Below are 17,211 nucleotides of genomic sequence, written 5' to 3'. Positions count from 1 at the left end.
TTGATCATGGGAGTTGAAGATTACGACTCCACTGAGGCACAAATTCTTAAGCACGGAGGCAAGCTTGCACTGCCAAAGTACGCTCTGCCCGGTATGGCGTGGCAGGGGTATTATGTAGATCCCGAAGGGAATACCTTCGGGATTCATCAGCCGGATAAGAATGCGAAATAGCTGAACTACTGCAAATAAACAGGCACTTCCCTTGAATAGGAGAAGTGCCTGATTCTAAATTCAGATAATAACTCTAACTCATCAAGCCTATCCAGTCTGATTTGACCAACAAAGATTTGTTCCTCAATGGGTATCGGCAGATGCCTCCCCTCCCAAAATTGTAAAGATTGCCTATTTTTTTGAAATGGGATACTATGAAAAAAATCCATTCAACTTCCCCATTCGATTCTTTTGATAGCTGGGCGCAATCGTTTGCACCAACTTGCAACTTTGTTACTTCACTTTCAATAGAAACTCTTTAATCTAGAGTTCGCCCTAATCTATCTTATGTCGATTTGCATTTACAGTTGTGCCGCCGGCGTACGACGCTGCGCGCCATTTCATTTTCATTGAGCTTGCCCGAGCAGCCGACGGCGCTGATCGTGACCGTTGATATGGTAGCGCTCTCTATGTCATGAGTCAAATGCCCAAGCTCGGCTGCCTTATTCCACAAGATCTTGCCGTAATCAGATTTAATAACATCGTCCTTCGAAACTTACGTCTCCTCTCTGTTCAGTTGATCTCGGCTTATATTCAGATGGGCTGCAGCGCATTGTGATCCCACATCGGTTATAGCCTCAGGAGAATCGACGATTACCGCTTTCGAAGTGACGATGAGCCTCAAAGATGAAGCTTAAGTGAGGGGGGTCACGTACGTCATGTCCGCAGACCAAAAGATACATAGGGAAGTCTTATTCGCCCATTGGTTCCAACATGCCGGGGCCGGTTTGGCGGTCGTTACCAACGAGGGCGCTTTTCTAATGGTTAACGAATCTTTTTGCCGGATGCTCGGTTATGCGGAGAATGAACTGCAGCGACTGTCTTTTCATAAGATTATGCGATTCGGTGAAGCGGCCGCAGCAAGCGAGCTGCTTGCCCAAATCAAACAAGATGGACAGCAGCCGCAACGCCTGGAGCACCCGTTCGTCCGCAAAGACGGCCGAATGGTATGGATGCAGCTGCATATCACTATCGCAGATAGCGTTACGCAGCATTTTCTCGTTGAGATGCACGAAATTTCGGAACAGAGACGGCTGGAACAGCAGTTGCGCGAATATGAAGAACGATTCCATTCGATCCTTGAGAATCATCCCGAACTCGTCCTCTTATATTCTGAATCGGACGGGCTCGTGTATATCAGTCCGGCATGCGAGAAATTAACCGGATATACGGCGGACGAGCTGCTCTCGAATCCTTACGCGATCCAGGTGCACAACTTACCTTCTATTGAACAGCAGTTTGAATGGGCATTACGAGGAGAGCCGCTCAGCTTCGAAATGTCTTATTTTCACAGAGACGAGCGTACGTTGTACGTTAATGTTACATCTGTTCCGATTATGTGTGGCGGCAAGATTGAATCATTGTTCTGTATCGTGAAAGACATTACGAACGAGAAGTTGAAGAGCGAACAGCTGGAAAGGGCAGAAAATTTGTATCACCTGATTTCGGAGAACTCGCAAGATATTATTACAATTACCGACAAGTCCGGAATCGTCCAGTACACTTCGCCCGCGATTACGAGAGTGCTTGGCTATAAGCCGGAAGAAGTGATCGGTCTTTACGGCGGAAATCAATGGGAGCAAAACGAAGTACGGGAATTTGAAAATTCGTCACCTTTCCAAGACTCGCTTGAGGTACTCGTAACCGCCCCGAACTTGCATAAAGACGGTCATATCGTATATATGGAGAACAAAATACGAGCGATCTGCAATGAGCAGGGGGAGATCGTTCAATTTCTTGCGATCGCCCGCGATATTACAGAACGGCTGGCAGCAGAAGAAGGATACCGGCGAATTGTCGAAGACTCCCCGGATATGGTCATCATAACCCGCGGGCAGCAATGGCTGTTTATTAATGAAGCCGGCACAGCACTGATTGGCTGCAACGATAAGTCCGAGGTCATGCAAAAACCGTTCATCCAATACATAGCCCCGAAGTATCGGGATTTGATCGAAGCGAGACTGCTTGAGGTGGCCGGCGGCCAAACCGTCGAGTTGATTGAACATAATCTAATTCGTGCGGACGGGAAAGTTATCCATGTAGAATCGAAATCAATGCCGACTGTCTTTAAAGGAGAAGCTGCCATTTACACGGTCATACGTGATATCACAGAGCGTAAAAAGACACAGGATCTGCTGATCAACTCGGAGAAGTTGTCCGTTTCGGGCCAGCTTGCTGCCGGGATCGCACATGAAATCCGCAATCCGCTCGCCGCGATCAAAGGATTTTTGCAGCTCATGAAGTCCGGGCAGCCAGCCAAGCAGGAGTATCTCCAGATTATTTCGGAAGAAATGAGCCGGATCGAAGGGATTTTATCCGAGCTGCTTGTGCTCGCTAAACCGCAGATTTCAAAGCGTACGCCCAAGGATATCGGGCAATTAATCCAGCAAACCGTCACTCTACTCAGTACGCAGGCGATTTTGAACAGCATCGAGGTCAAGGTTTTGACTGACAACGAACTGCCGCTGCTCTTGTGTGACGAGAATCAAATCAAGCAAGTGATGATCAATTTTATTAAAAATGCGCTCGAAGCGACCACAAGCGGAGGCGTCATTGAAGTCAGCGTCCGCAGATTAGACCCTGCGGCAGTCGAGATCGTGATTCGCGATACGGGGTGCGGGATCTCAAAGGACCGGCTGGCAAGGCTCGGCGAGCCGTTTTATACCACCAAAGAAAAAGGCACCGGACTCGGGCTTATGGTCAGCCGCCGCATTATCCAAAGCCACGGCGGCACCTTCTCGGTCACCAGCACAGTCAACGTTGGCACATCGGTCACAATCACCTTCCCCATCGAGCGAGCAGATGAACAGTTTGGCATAAACGTTCATTAGCCGCGGACTGCGACTCGTACCGCTGAATATGAGCACCTCATATGCCCAAAAAGTGAAGGCCTTGGATTAAAGGCATATGATTTTGCGGTTTCGAAGGAAGAGCTGTTCATTCAAGCGGACAAATTGCTGTACGAGGCAAAGAGAAGCGGCAAAAATCGAACGATAGCGGCTTAACGTTTGACTTATATTCAGCCGGATAAAAATGCGAAATAGCGAGCGCTCCAAGCATGGGAAATTTTATAGCCATAGCATCAAGAACCGCTCTTCCCGTAGGGAAAGAGCGGTTCAATTTTACATATAACTGGAATTCACAAATGGCCAGGCCGGCTCTATACAGGTATCTAACCGATCTTCGGCGTGCTTAGAGCTTTAAGACAACTTATCCCTCAACTCTACTTACCCTCGCTAATCAATCTTAGTTTGTCGACCACAGCTTGATCCGGTCCTGAATATGCTTGGTATAGGCTTCTTCCATCTCTTTAACTCCAGCCTTCTCGAGGTCAGCCATATATGCGTCCCAAATCTTGTCGAAGTTCTCCGGCTTGGCCATAACCGCCTCAGGAATGCGCTTCCATGTAATGTCCTTCATCTTGGCGCCCAGAATAACAGCAGGATCGTCGTTAGGCAGAGACATGGTGTAAGCAGCTCCATAAGCTCTTGGTGTGAATTCTTCTTCTTTAGGGAACAGGTCCTTCCAATGCTCAGCCTTATAGGCCTTCAAAGTCTCCTTCTCTGCCTTGTTGTAAGTTGTAGCCAGCAGTTCCGGATAGTTGCGGGTGAAGTAATTGCCAGTTGAGTCCTTGATACCATCGCCGTAGTGGACCATCATGTTCCAGTACAGACCCATACCAGACTCTTTGGTGAACGCTGCATTGTCGTTGTCCATCCGTTCCTGTACAGCAGGAATGATCTTGCGCTTGCCATTCTCCACCGTGTAGTGCTTGCCTTCAATTCCCCAGTTGTTCAGGATCTGTCCTTCTTCTGATGCCAGAAAATCAAGGAACTTGATCGCGCGTACCGGATCCTTACACTTGCTGGAGATCGATATACCATACCCGCCATCAAAGCCGGCTGGCCAGAAGCTGGTGTCCTTATACTCCTTGCTCATAGTAACCGGATAATGACCATAAGTCTGATCGAATTTGCCAGCTGCCTTCAGTGCATTCTGCCCGTCGCCATAGTCCCATTCAGGGTCTGCCAGACCGAGCACTCTGCCTGAAGCGATCTTGGCCTTGAACTGATCCGTCTTCTGCACGAAGCTCTCAGGATCGAGCAGTCCTTCCGCGTTCATGTGGTTCAGCCAGCGGAAGTATTCTCTCTCTTCGGGACGACGGAAATGATAGGTAGCCTGGTGTGTGTTCTGATCAATGAAGTATTCCCCGTCGTTGGGTCCTCCGGTTGTCAGAAATGCCGAGTTCGTTACCTGATACATATGCCAATCGTCGGCGTTCAGGGACATGCCGATATTTTTGTTCCCGTTCTCATCGGTCGGGTGCTTCGTGATATAATCCTTAATCACTTTCTCATAATCCTGTACCGTACGGATCTCCGGGTATCCCGCTTCCTTCACAACACGGTGCTGAAGCTCGAAGCCCTCATCCGCTTTGATCTTCTTCTCATCGACAGCGGACCAGGTCGGAATCGCATAGATGGACGGATCGTCCAGGCTGTATTTGGTTCTTACAATCTTGTCCCCCAGCATCTTCTTGATGTTTGGCGCATGCTTGTCGATGAGCTCCGTAAGGTCGATGACCGCCCCGGCGTCCACCAGCTTGCCGACATCCGCCTTCGCGGCGATCAAATCCGGATAGTTCCCTGTTGCGGCAATAAGGGAGATTTTCTGAACCGGGTCCCCAACCGCGAATTCGGCATCCAGTGTCACGCCGGTCTTTTGAGTAATAAGCTTACCGACCTCGTCCTTCATGTTATTCCAGTTGGTGCTGGGATCTTCAGAGAAATAAGTCAGTGTAATCGGCTCCAGACTGTCCCCGCTTGTAGTAGTCCCCCCAGCCGCAGGCGAACTCTCATTTCCACTACATCCAGCAAGAGCACCCACCAAAGTCAGCGACACCAGTAGAGACGTAAACATTCTTTTTTTACGAGACTTCATGAAGAAAACCTCCCATAATAGCTGATTTTGTATAATACAGGCCGGTACATATGAATACCAGCCCTGCATTCGTTTAACTCTTGACTGCGCCTAGCGTCATACCTTTAACGAAATATTTCTGCAAGAACGGATACACGATAAGGATCGGCACCGTTACGATGATCGTGATGGCCATTTTGACCGATTCCGGCGAGACCTGTGCCATCCGCTCTGCCATATTGGCCGCATCCTGGGCGTTGGTCGCGCTCGTGGTTGTACTTTGCAGAATCTTCATCAGCTCATATTGCAGAGTCGTCAGCGCTTCATTAGACCCGTTGAACAGATAGGTGTCGAACCAGGAGTTCCATTGTCCTACCGCCAGAAATAGCGCCACGGTGGCAAGCGCCGGCTTGCACAGAGGCAGGATGACTCGCCAATAGATGGTAAAGTCGTTAGCCCCGTCAAGCTTGGCTGATTCCTGCAGAGCATAGGGAAGACCGTCGATGAAGGATCGAATCACGAAGACGTTGAACGCGCTTACGAGTCCAGGCAGAACATACACGGCAAATGTGTTAATCAAATGAAGATCCTTCATCAGGATGAATCCCGGAATAAGGCCCCCGGACACATACATGGTGATGGCCAGGAAGACAGAGATGAATCTTCTTCCTTGAAAGTCGGCTCGCGCAAGCACATAAGCCAGCATCGAACCGCTGATCAAGCCTAGCACCGTACCAATGAGGGTCCGCAGGACAGATATTTTGAATCCGGTGATGAGTCCTCCGTAGTTGAAGATCAATTCGTAATTCTTGAGCGTGAATTCCCTTGGCCAGATGGTGATTCCACCTCGAACGGTATCCACCGAATCGTTAAAGGAAATGGCCAGCACGTTCAAGAACGGATAGATGGTTAGAACAGTGACGACCGTCATGGAGAAATACACGAATACTTCCAGGATGCGGTCTTGCGGTGATTTGGACTGAAGCTTGGCCTTCAATCCGCCGACAGGCTTGGTGCTTTTGACAGCCTCCATATCATCCTTCCTCCTTACATAATGCTTTCTTTGGTGAAGCGCTTAAAGATACCGTTAGCCGCGAACAACAGGATCAGGCTGATCACCGAATTGAAGATATTGATCGCCGTCCCGAAGGAGTAGCGTGCCATCCCCAGACCATAGTTAAGCGCATACAAATCAAGCACTTCGGAGTAATCGATGACCATATGATTGCCCAGCAGGAACTGCTTCTCGAAGCCCGTTCCAAGCAGATGGCCGATGGACATAATTAACAGAACGATGATGGTTGGACGAATCCCCGGCAGGGTGATATGCCACATTTGTCTAAGCCGGCTTGCCCCGTCTACCCGGGCGGCTTCGTACAGCTCAGGACCAATTCCGGAGATCGCAGCCAGATAGATTATCGCGTTCCAGCCTGTCTCCTTCCAGATGTCAGCGCCGGTTACTATGCCCCAGAACCAATGTCCCTGTGCCATGAACTGGATAGGCTGATCAATAAGGTGCAGGCCCATGAGGATATCATTCACAACCCCGCCGTCGGTCGAGAGCATCTTGGTGACAATCCCTGCCGCAACCACCCAGGATACGAAGTGGGGCAAATAAGAAATGGTCTGTACGAACCGCTTCATCACCTGAATCCGAACCTCATTGAGCAGGAGCGCGAAGACAACAGGGACTATGAAGCCGGCGATCAGGCCCATGAAGCTCATGGCAAGCGTATTTCTTAACACCTGGTAGAAATGCTCATCCTGGAACAAGGCGCGAAAGTGCTCGAATCCTACCCACTTCTGATCGAAAAAGCCTACGCCAGGCTTATACTTCTGGAAGGCCATGGTCCAGCCCCACAAGGGCAGGTACTGGAAGACGAAGACCCAGAGAACGAACGGAACGGACATGAAGTACAGGTACTTCTGATTTTTAAATACCTTCCAGGCCTTCTTCTTTCTCTCTCTGTAAGCGCCTTCCTTTCTAACTGATATCGCTTTCATAATTTCTCCCCTCCCTTGGTTTCCATCATAGATCAGGGAGCACACGCAGCCCATACAACAGATTTCGGAGAAAATCATCTACAAATTACGGATTCTTATAATCAGACGGGGAACGGCCCTCATACTTCTTGAACTTGCTGTGAAAATAATTGACGTTCGCGTAGCCGACACGTTCAGCTACCTCATATACCTTCATTCCCTGTCCCAGCAGCTCCTTGGCTTTCTCGATCCGGACCTTGTCCAGATACGTGTTAAAGTACTCCCCTGTCTTATTCTTGAACAGCTGTCCCAGATACGCCGTGCTGTAATTAAGCAGTCCAGCCAGCGTATCAAGTCGCAGATTCTCGGCATAATGCCTGTGGATGAAGCTGATCATCTTCTTCAGTTCCTGCTCCTTCCCTCCGGGTTCGCCGTCTTCTGCCAAGGCGAGCAGGAACTGGTGGGTCTCCTCCAGCAGATCGACCAAATATTCGTATTGATAGATTCCATTCAAGAAGCGCGATACCGCCTCTGTCCCTATCCCTTTTCTGGAGGAGTTCCCGATCTGTTTGTGAATAACGGCATTCGAGAGAAAGAAGAAGGACTCCTTCACCCCCCTCTCATCCTGTCCCTGGAGCAAAAAGGTTGCTGCCGCCTCGCCTATCAAGGGGCGCACCCCCGCATGATTGCCGGCATCCAGGCTGTAATACAGGCGGAAGATAAGCTGCTCCATTCTCTCTCCGGCACTGCTGCCGCCAGACAGCCATTCCGGATCCGGCACCGGATACACCGGAGGGTTCGGCCCCAGCAGCCGGCCCTTCTCGCCGAAGAAGGCTTGTTCTATGGACTCCCGGGCTTTCAGATAACAAGGACTAAGCTTGTCAGGCGCAGCCGCGGTCCCTCCTCCGGTTGCTGCTGTGAACCTGAGCCCGTTCGCGGCGCTCTTCAGCTCCAGATACAGCTTCTCCCGGCGCTGCCTTCCTCGCAGCGGCTCCTGTAGAAGCAGGACCACATACGGGGGATGTAGGGTGATAACTCCTCTGTACTCTCCCTCAATAATGGGCCTCCATGCATCTGCAAGCTGGCGCAGCACATCAGAATGGCCCGGTCCCGCTGCCTGCGGGAGAGCGGCAATGACCTCATAGCTGCTCCAGAGCAGACCTGCTTCTGCCGCCATGCTCCTGAGCCTTGCCGGGTCGCCGGCTCTATCCTGAGGAACGAGCAGACGGTGTAGAAGCCAGTCCCGGTCCCTGATCTCTGCCTGATGCCGCTCCCGCTGAAGCTGCTCCGCTTCAATGCGTTCGCGCACTCCTTTTACCCTTGCCACCATCTCTTTGGTGTCCACCGGCTTAAGCAGGTAACCGGCAACCCCGTAGTTGATGGCCTGCTTGGCGTACTCGAAGTCGGCATAACCGCTGAGTATGATGAACTGGGTCCGGTGCCGGGCGGCTGTCAGGTGCTGAATCAACTGCAGCCCATCCATGACCGGCATACGGATATCGGCAATAACAAGATCGGGATCCTCTTCCTCAATCACCGTAAGCGCTTCTTGTCCATTGGCTGCCGCAGCTGCAACGGCGAAGCCAAGCTGTCCCCACGGAATCAGCGTCTGAAGACCTTGACGGAGCTTAGGCTCGTCGTCGACAATGACTACTTTGAGCAATGGAGCTCACCTCCTGGAATAACAAACGTAATACAAGCTCCGGAACCGAACTCGCTTGTGATAACCAAGGCGCTCGGTTCCCCGTAGAGCAGAACAAGCCGATCATTCACGTTCCGCAGTCCGATACTTCTGTCTTCATGCTGTCTAACGGGTGAGACAAGTTCCTTCCGCACCTGGGCAAGGCGTTCAGACGGGAAGCCGGCACCGTTGTCACATACCTTGATCCGGACTCCTTCCTGCACTTCCTTCACCTCCACGATAATCAGGCCTCCTTCCGCGCGGTGATCCAGACCGTGAATGATGGCATTCTCCACCAAAGGCTGAATGATCATGGAGGGAACAAGCATCTCCGCAAGCTTCGGATCGACCTCCAAATGGTACCTTAGGCGCTCTTCATACCGGAACTTCTGAATGTCGAGATAACAGCGCACGAGCTCAAGCTCTTCGCGTAAGGGAATCTTGCTGTTGCCCGCCTCCAGACTGCTGCGCAGCAGCTTGCTGAGCAGCCATACCGCTTCCGCAATATCATCCTGTCTGCGGATATGAGCCTCCATCCGGATCGATTCCAGCGAGTTGAAGAGGAAATGGGGATTAATCTGGCTGACCAGCATTTTGAACTTCATCTCATTCTGTCTTTGCTGGGCCAGGCTCTTCTGACGATTGGTCTCCTGAACTTCCTCCACCAGCTGGGTCACGTTCCTGACCAGCGCATTGAACTGCCTGGACAGCACGCCGATCTCATCCTTGGCATCAATATGAAGGAAAGTATCCCATGAGCCCGCCCCTACTTTGGACATATGCCGGCTTAGACGAAGAAGCCTTCTGGATAACAGCGAAGCAGATGCATAGATCAGTACGATGGCAAAGATCAAGCTGCCCGTAATGACGACAACGCCAAGCCGGATCACCTGGTTGGCATCGCGGGTAATGTCAGACACAGAGAAGATCGAGATGATGCGAAGCCCATTCCAGCTGTTCTGTGGATTCAGATCCGCGATCACCACCTTGGACGCTCGGCCATCCAGCAGCGTGTCGTAACTTCCCTCCTTCCGGAAAAGTATATTTTCGTCAGCATGGATCTCAGACAGATCCTTCCCGTACAAGCCGGGCTCATTAGCCGCGACGATCCGGTTCCGGGTGTCCACAAGCAAGGTGGGAAATGACTCCTGATCCAGAATTGAACTCAGCTGCTGCCTGGCTACATTAATAACGAGAACTCCCTCCCGTCCTAAGGAATCCACTGAAAAAGAACGAATCAGACTTAGGTGATCGGCGCCGCTGCGCTCGTCCTCGATAAGGTTCCAGCCTGCAAGACCCTTCTGCTGGATGGCTTCCTTGTACCATTTGGCGGTTGTGATATTGGGGCCAGGCTGAATGAACTCCCAGTTGTTAAGAGCACCCGGATTATCCACGTAGACACGGATGCCCGAGATCTCTTTGTATAACTGCAGATAGTCGCGGATATCCGTATACTCCCGGTAGGTCTTTATCACCTCCGTATAATCGCTGTAATGCTGGCTGGCGACCCGCTTCATCCGGTTGTCATTCGTCAGCCGGTAGGAAATATCAAGCGGTACATTAATCAGCTCCTCCGTACGCTTCTGAACTCGTTCCACATTGGCCGAGACCTGCTTGAATGCATCGTTAATGACGATCCCGCGAAGCTTCCCCATTAGGAACAGACCGCTCAGTAGCAGGGGTAGAACGGCGACTGTAATGAATGTGAACGCAAGCTTCTTCTTCATTTTCATGTCATTCATCATTCGGACAAAAAACATGGTGGACCCTCCCCTTCCGTCAGCGGCTACGCGCAAAAGCCCCTTTGAATGCAAAGGGGCCGTGTATAGCTCAATCAATTGAATGTTCAGGAACTGCCTGTTCCTGGACCTCGGCTCGGGTACCTTAATGCGTTACAGCCCGAAGTCTGAACCATCCGCTCTCATAGTCTTTCTGCTCATAGGCAAGGGGCAGACCCAGCTGCATGAGTCTGTCTCCTCCATGAATTGAGGTCTCGCCACTATGACCCGACTGAACCTCGTATTCAAGCTCCGGATTCAGTCCCGCAAGGCGCAGGCTGCGCTTAGGCGCGTTCGGCACGGCCATCACTTGGAAATAGTAGGCGATCGCCTCCTCTTGATTCTCCGACACAATCATCCAGGCCGACTCATTCCCCTCGAACGGACTCTTAAGCCGGTACAAGTCCCCCTTCTGAACCAAACCGCGAATCTCCTTGTAGGCAGAGACCTGGCGCTTGACCGTTTCTTTCTCCTCCTCGGTGAATTTCGTCAGATCCAGCTCATAGCCAAAGTTCCCGGACATGGCGACATCTCCCCGGAATTCCAGAGGGGTTATCCGACCAACCTGGTGGTTCGGCACAGCCGACACGTGCGCCCCAATGGCGCTAACCGGATACACCAGGCTGGTGCCGTATTGAATCTTGAGACGCTCCACCGCGTCGGTATTATCGCTCGTCCAGGTCTGCGGCATATAATGCAGCATGCCGGGATCGAAGCGTCCGCCGCCGCTTGAGCAGCTCTCGAACAGAATATCCGGGAATGCGGTAGTGATGCGGTCCAGCAGTTCATACAAGCCAAGCACATAACGATGGGCCGTCTCGGCTTGGCGCTCCGGCGGCAGAGCCACGGAACCAATCTCCGTCAGAGCGCGGTTCATATCCCACTTCACGTAAGCGACCGGCACACTTGTGAAAATAGCGGACAGCGAGTCATAGATGTAATCGCGCACTTCCTGACGGGTATAGTCAAGCACCAGCTGCCATCTGGCTTCACTGCGTCTTCTCCCCGGAACATGCAGACACCAGTCCGGATGCCTCCGGTACAGCTCGCTGTCCGGCGAGATCATCTCGGGCTCGAACCAGAGGCCGAACTTCAGACCCTGTTCGTTCACGCGCCGCGCGACATCCGCAAGCCCGTCCGGCAGCTTCCGACGATCCTCGTACCAATCTCCAAGGGAGGAATTGTCGGAGTCTCTTTTGCCGAACCAACCGTCATCCAGCACGAACAGCTCAATCCCCAGCTTCACGCCCTCTTCCGCGATGGATACCAGCTTGTCCGCATTGAAGTCAAAATAAGTGGCTTCCCAGTTATTGACCAGAATTGGACGCTCTTCATCCCGGTATTTCCCCCGGCACAGCCGGGTCCGGTACAATCGATGATAGGTCCGCGACATATCTCCAAGTCCCTGTCCGGAGTAGACCATAACGGCCTCCGGCGTCTGGAAGCTCTCTCCCGGACTGAGCTGCCAGGCGAAATCGAAGGAGTTCAGTCCGATGCTTACCCGTGTGGAACCGAAGGAATCCACCTCCGCCCCCGCTTCAAAGCTGCCGCTGTACACGAGGCTGAAGCCGTACGCATCGCCATGGTCCTCTGTTGTCTCCGGGGTGACCAAGGCGGTGAACGGGTTGAACTGGTGGCTGCTCATGCCTCTTTTGCTATCGATCCGGGTCTCACCCTGATGAATCGGCTTACGGATAATGTTCGCTTCCCGTGCCCATGCTCCCGACAGGTACATGATCTCCAGATCATCCTTGCCGAGGAAATCGACACTGGCGCTTAGCGCGCGGCGAAGCCGAAGATTGTGCTCTCCCGCATTATTCAGCCTGGCTGAGCGGGCGATGACATTCCGATCCGCATAGATCGTATAGCTAAGAACAACCTGGAGGCCTGAATAGGCATCCTTCAGTTCCAGCTCCAGCGTCTCCGCTTCGGCGTCATCCTCTGTATATACGGAAGGAAGCCCGGACAAGGCTGGCTTGCCCTTGATAATCCGGTATCCCTCATATTTCAGCTCCGTCACACGGGTTCCATCCTCAAGCTCTGATTGGTATGCCGGATTGCGGAAGTCCCCGCTTCCATACTGCGGATATTCCTGAGGTAACCGGTCAAGGCCGGCATTCGCCGGGGTATGAATCAGCAGATCAGCTAAGGATTCCCGGTGCTTCAGCCTGCCTCCCCAGTATACGTGCAGGGGGTACCCGTCCACGATCTGAATCATATAACTCATGCCGGAAGACTGTAGGTGAAACAGCCCGGTGTGTTCTTGTACAATTACGCCCACTATTAACATCCTCTCTCTAGAAGTGATATCCGAGGCGGATATCCTTCCCTAAAAATTAACTATTTGCTAATCCAAATATGTCTTAAAGCTTGTTTTGTATGTCACTGTATAATGGTAATGTATTCGATTACAATATATATTATTTTGGATACTCAGTACATGGCATGATGCTTAATTAACATGGTATAATGCTAGATACTTAACGAGAGGGAGATATGTCATGATTGAGTATTTACCGCGCAGCAAGCACCGCTCAGAGCTCTATCTGACTCAATTTGGCGTGGAGGACTGCATACCTGGACATTATTATGGGCCGGCTGTAAGGGAGCATTATTTGCTGCATTATATTTTGGATGGGGAAGGAATCTTCGAGGTGGGCGGCAGCAGATATCATCTGCGGAGGGGTCAAGGTTTCCTGATCTGCCCTAATGTAGTTACGTATTATGAGGCCGACGCCGCGGCCCCCTGGTCTTATTGCTGGGTTGGTTTTAGCGGAACGCAGGCTGAACTGCTCCTTAAGCAGGCGGGGTTAACGATGGGATCGCCGATCCTTCAGTATGATAGAGACGACATGATCTACCAATATGTACGTTGGATGGCTGAGTCGAAAGATTACCTCAAAGCCCGGGAAGCCAGACTGACCGGACTTTTGTACTCGATGCTGTCGCTTATCGTGGAGTTCGGTCCCGTGGTCTCCCCCAGCGAGGGGGACAGCCTAACGGAGATGTACGTGGAGAAAGTGACGGATTTCATCGAAATGAACTACGCCCAGAAAATTACGATCGAGGATATCGCGCACTTTATTGGATTGAACCGAAGCTACTTGGGCTCCTTATTCAAACAACGAATGAACACCAGCATTCAGGAATACCTGGTGCGCTACAGGATCAATAAAGCATGTGAAATGATGGACAACGCCGAGCTCTCGATCGGCGACATCTCCCGCTCCGTCGGCTACAGCGACCCGCTGCTCTTCTCCAAGGTGTTCAAGAAGCTGAAGGGACTGTCTCCTAAGCATTACCGGGGGGGAGGTGGGTTCTGAGGCGGGGGCTTCTCAGCCACATGAACAGATTGAGGATTGAAGTAAACCAACTGTTGCTGCAATTATGTAGTGACACTATTTAATCCGATAATAACCTCTGCAAAATTCAGATTGAGCTGGCTTGAGAAGAATTAAGAACGAATTCACGATATCGGAGGAAGAGAAAATTAAATTCACCCAACTAATGAATAGGAGAAGGGCTTGGATATTCCCTGCTACAAATAACGAAGCTATAGCTGGGACAACGGTACATCCGATAAACGGCAAACTCATAAACACCCAGAACCGTCTTTTGGATAGAACTGCATCCGTATTAAGTCAGAAGAATATTCCTCTCAACGTTAGGCTAATATCGCCTTTATTGTAGATTACGAGAATATGTAGGGCTTCATGTGTGATAAAGACAAGTGCGCCGACTAGCAGTAGGGGAACATGTACAGGAAATAAAGACCGTCCTCCAAGCCAGATTGGTATGGCGATAAATATAAGCATCAAGAGGTAGACAAACTTCATATAGTGATCTCGAAACCAGGTACTTTGAATAAAAGGCTTCCATTCTGACATATTTAACTCTGCCTGCGGCAGATGCCGGAACCATAAAATCATTAAATCTCCACCTTCCTGGTAACCCCGGCTTGCCGGTGGCCAATTATAAATTAACGAAGACCCAAAAAAACCACATACAAGGCAGTAACACAAGCAAACATGCACACAATAATATAAGCACACCTTTTTTCCCGCTCATAAAAGCACCTCCAGATCAAATACCTCTCAATTATCTAATCACGCAACAGTGGTCATTAATTTACTACACCAGTGAAAAGTTTCTTCCTTTACCCTCGACTTCATCCTTGTAGCCGAGTAACATACGTGCCAGCGTATTAGGATATTCCATTAGCTTGCGATATTTTTTTGCGAGTAAACCTGGATTTTTCAACATGATGGCCTGAAGCTTGGTTATTTCTGAAACATCGTAACGAGCCTTATATATGCGCACCATAATAAGAATTCGATTTTCCCGGCTGGTCAATTTTATTCGCTTCATCGAAATAGATATTATAAATCATTGCATACATCCCAATAGCCAAATTGATATCGACTTTACTTTCACCCACATACATAATATCATGATGATGAATAAATAATACGGATGAGTACAGTCTTCTCCGCTTTGTTAGCTAGAGCTGACTATACTCAATAAAGACCCTTCTCCGCTTCGTTAGCAGAGTTGGGTTTTTTTCTGCATTCATTCTCTATGATGCGAGATTAAGTACTCCACTGTAAAATTCATCATGTCCCCGTATATGATGAATTTTAGGGCAATTAGGGAGAGTAGCGATATGAGAAAGATGACACTTAAAAATATTCAGTTCATAGTATCAGCGAACGGAGCATTCATCCCTCTTGCAGTCGCCAAGTTCCACGAATATTGGAGAGAAACCGGATGGTCGATGTCCCGCACTCAAAACAGATCAGCCGCCGAACAAAAAGCGCATAACTATATCGCCCGCATAACATGCGCAATGCTATGAAGTCAGGTCTCATTCGGCACAACAAAGAAAAACAGGGTGCTGCTTTTGAACAATATTTACATGGACAAGCAAGCACTTGAGCAGATGATTGATAGAAATATAAATAACAAAACCCAAGAAGTCCCTTGCCTTCCTTGGGTTTTCGCTTACCGTTCGAGCACTATGCGTCCTGCCCTTGTTAAACTATTGAATACTAGAATACAAACCCTCCCGCCCCAATTTTGCCCGTTAGCATTCCCCCGCATCAGTCCTCCGACCGATCCTAAATCCATCTGCAGCCCAACGGACTAATTACCGGACTAATGTAAAATAACAGAGTAGCTAATCTGTCATGTTCAGGAGGGATTTCATGTTCCAGCAGCGTACGAAACGGATATGGGGCGCAGTGATCGCCATTCTTGCTTTAGGAGTCAGCATATATTTAGGGGTGCAATATTTTGGCTTCGGGGCAGCCTCATCAGGTTTGATTCAAGATAAGGTCAACAACCAGCACCTGACATTATCCGATCTCTATTTCTTAGTTCTCTACATTCATATAGCAGCAGGAATCATCGCCATTTCCATCGGCTGGATTCAATTTATCGACTCCATCAGGGAGAAATACCGCGGCCTGCACCGGACCCTCGGCATTATTTATAGCGGCTGTGTTATTTTCTCAGGGGCATCTGGAATATTTATTGCGTTCAAAGCTACTGGCGGATGGGTGTCTACGGCCGCGTTTCTGCTTCTCTCTCTGTCCTGGCTCTTCACGCTGACTAAAGGCCTTCGCGCGATCATAGTTGAACAAGATCCGCGTAAGCATAAAAACTGGATGCTCCGCAACTATGCTCTGACCCTTGCGGCGGTTACCCTTCGCATATACCTGCCCATAAGCATGCTCCTATTTGGATTGGAACACTTTAACGTATATTACCGCGTTATTGCCTGGATTTGCTGGATTCCCAATCTGATCTTCGCCGAATGGATTATTGGGCGCATTCCATCAAGGTGGTCCCGCTCTTATAGCACAGTCCACAAGTGAACTGTCATATTCCCATTTCCCGCATCTTGGCCGTTATCTTTCGGGTCCTGTCATCCAGATTCACTCCGCTGTACTTCGGCAGTGTCAACTCGCTTACAATGCTGCCGTCACACATGAACATGACGCGCTCTGTCCGCGACGCCACCCTGGCGTCGTGGGTTACAAGCATAACCGCAGTACCTTCCGCGTTGATCTCGGAGAATAAGTCCAGAATCTCCTGCGAGGTCTGGGAGTTCAGTGCTCCTGTAGGCTCGTCGCCAAAAATAATTCTGGGGCCATTCATAAGAGCACGGCATATTCCCGCACGCTGAAGCTGTCCTCCCGAGACTTCGGTGATATCCCGCTTCTCCAACCCGGAAATGCCGAGCCTCCTCATGAGCCTTCTTGCTTTCTCCGTAACTGCCGCAATATTTCTTCGGTTATCCCGCATGGATGGAAGAATGATGTTATCGAGGATATTCAGATTCCTTAGCATCGTTGGCTGCTGGAACACGAATCCCATTCCGGTTCTGCGCAGATCCGATAACTCATTCTCCCCCATTCCCGCTAAATCCTTGCCGTCAACCACGATTGTCCCGCTATTCACGCTATCCATCCCGCTCAGCGCATACATCAGTGTGGATTTCCCCGAACCCGATGGCCCCATGACAGCAACGAACTCGCCCTCATGAACACAGGCAGACACACTGCTAAGAACATCGCGCTTCTCATCACCCTCACCATAGGATTTCACGATTTGATCAGCAATAATGATCTTCTTCAT

General features: G+C 50.4%; 11 protein-coding genes and 2 pseudogenes. 4 read left to right on the top strand and 9 right to left on the bottom strand.

What is annotated here, in order from left to right:
• Positions 1–6: 6 nt before the first annotated feature.
• Both LDO05_RS01455 and LDO05_RS01450 read left to right on the top strand, forming a co-directional pair.
• A pseudogene (locus LDO05_RS01455) lies at positions 7–171 on the top strand (VOC family protein); the annotation flags it as partial.
• Between the two features lie 698 nt (positions 172–869).
• A complete protein-coding gene (locus tag LDO05_RS01450; RefSeq protein WP_251377124.1) occupies positions 870–3,041 on the top strand; it encodes a PAS domain-containing protein in 2,172 nt (723 codons plus the stop codon).
• A 415-nt stretch (positions 3,042–3,456) separates the two neighbouring features.
• Here the strand turns inward: LDO05_RS01450 and LDO05_RS01445 are convergent, their stop codons facing one another.
• From LDO05_RS01445 to LDO05_RS01420, 6 genes are all read right to left on the bottom strand, one after another.
• A complete protein-coding gene (locus LDO05_RS01445) occupies positions 3,457–5,151 on the bottom strand; it encodes an ABC transporter substrate-binding protein (RefSeq protein ID WP_251377123.1) in 1,695 nt (564 codons plus the stop codon).
• Positions 5,152–5,224: 73 nt separating this feature from the next.
• Entirely contained in the window at positions 5,225–6,163 is a 939-nt protein-coding gene (locus LDO05_RS01440; protein ID WP_251377122.1) for a carbohydrate ABC transporter permease, read from the bottom strand.
• A gap of 14 nt (positions 6,164–6,177) precedes the next feature.
• A complete protein-coding gene (locus tag LDO05_RS01435) occupies positions 6,178–7,134 on the bottom strand; it encodes an ABC transporter permease (protein ID WP_251377121.1) in 957 nt (318 codons plus the stop codon).
• Positions 7,135–7,219: 85 nt separating this feature from the next.
• Entirely contained in the window at positions 7,220–8,776 is a 1,557-nt protein-coding gene (locus tag LDO05_RS01430) for a response regulator transcription factor (RefSeq protein WP_251377120.1), read from the bottom strand.
• Positions 8,764–10,554, bottom strand: coding sequence for a sensor histidine kinase (locus tag LDO05_RS01425; protein ID WP_251377119.1), 1,791 nt, complete (start codon positions 10,552–10,554; stop codon positions 8,764–8,766). The genes LDO05_RS01430 and LDO05_RS01425 overlap by 13 nt, the downstream gene beginning before the upstream one ends.
• Positions 10,555–10,678: 124 nt before the next feature.
• The gene (locus LDO05_RS01420) at positions 10,679–12,853 is read right to left on the bottom strand and encodes an alpha-galactosidase (protein ID WP_251377118.1); all 2,175 of its coding nucleotides are present in this window, start codon (positions 12,851–12,853) and stop codon (positions 10,679–10,681) included.
• 220 nt (positions 12,854–13,073) lie between these two features.
• Between LDO05_RS01420 and LDO05_RS01415 the strand changes: the two genes are divergently transcribed.
• Positions 13,074–13,895, top strand: coding sequence for an AraC family transcriptional regulator (locus tag LDO05_RS01415; RefSeq protein ID WP_251377117.1), 822 nt, complete (start codon positions 13,074–13,076; stop codon positions 13,893–13,895).
• Between the two features lie 75 nt (positions 13,896–13,970).
• Here LDO05_RS01415 and LDO05_RS01410 read toward each other — a convergent pair.
• A pseudogene (locus LDO05_RS01410) lies at positions 13,971–14,501 on the bottom strand (DUF3267 domain-containing protein).
• 202 nt (positions 14,502–14,703) lie between these two features.
• Complete coding sequence (locus LDO05_RS01405) at positions 14,704–14,940, bottom strand: hypothetical protein (RefSeq protein ID WP_251377116.1); 237 nt, start codon at positions 14,938–14,940, stop codon at positions 14,704–14,706.
• A gap of 836 nt (positions 14,941–15,776) precedes the next feature.
• Here LDO05_RS01405 and LDO05_RS01400 point away from each other — a divergent pair.
• Positions 15,777–16,448, top strand: a complete 672-nt coding sequence (locus tag LDO05_RS01400; protein WP_251377115.1) for a DUF2306 domain-containing protein — start codon at positions 15,777–15,779, stop codon at positions 16,446–16,448.
• Between the two features lie 4 nt (positions 16,449–16,452).
• On the opposite strand, the gene LDO05_RS01395 is transcribed toward LDO05_RS01400, so the two are convergent.
• Positions 16,453–17,211, bottom strand: coding sequence for an ABC transporter ATP-binding protein (locus LDO05_RS01395; RefSeq protein WP_251377114.1), 759 nt, complete (start codon positions 17,209–17,211; stop codon positions 16,453–16,455).

Origin of the sequence: Paenibacillus sp. YPG26, from assembly GCF_023704175.1 — a bacterium.
In the GTDB taxonomy this organism is placed as follows: Bacteria; Bacillota; Bacilli; order Paenibacillales; family Paenibacillaceae; genus Fontibacillus.
Note: the sequence above shows the minus strand (reverse complement) of the source record. Positions and strands in the feature narration are given on the sequence as shown.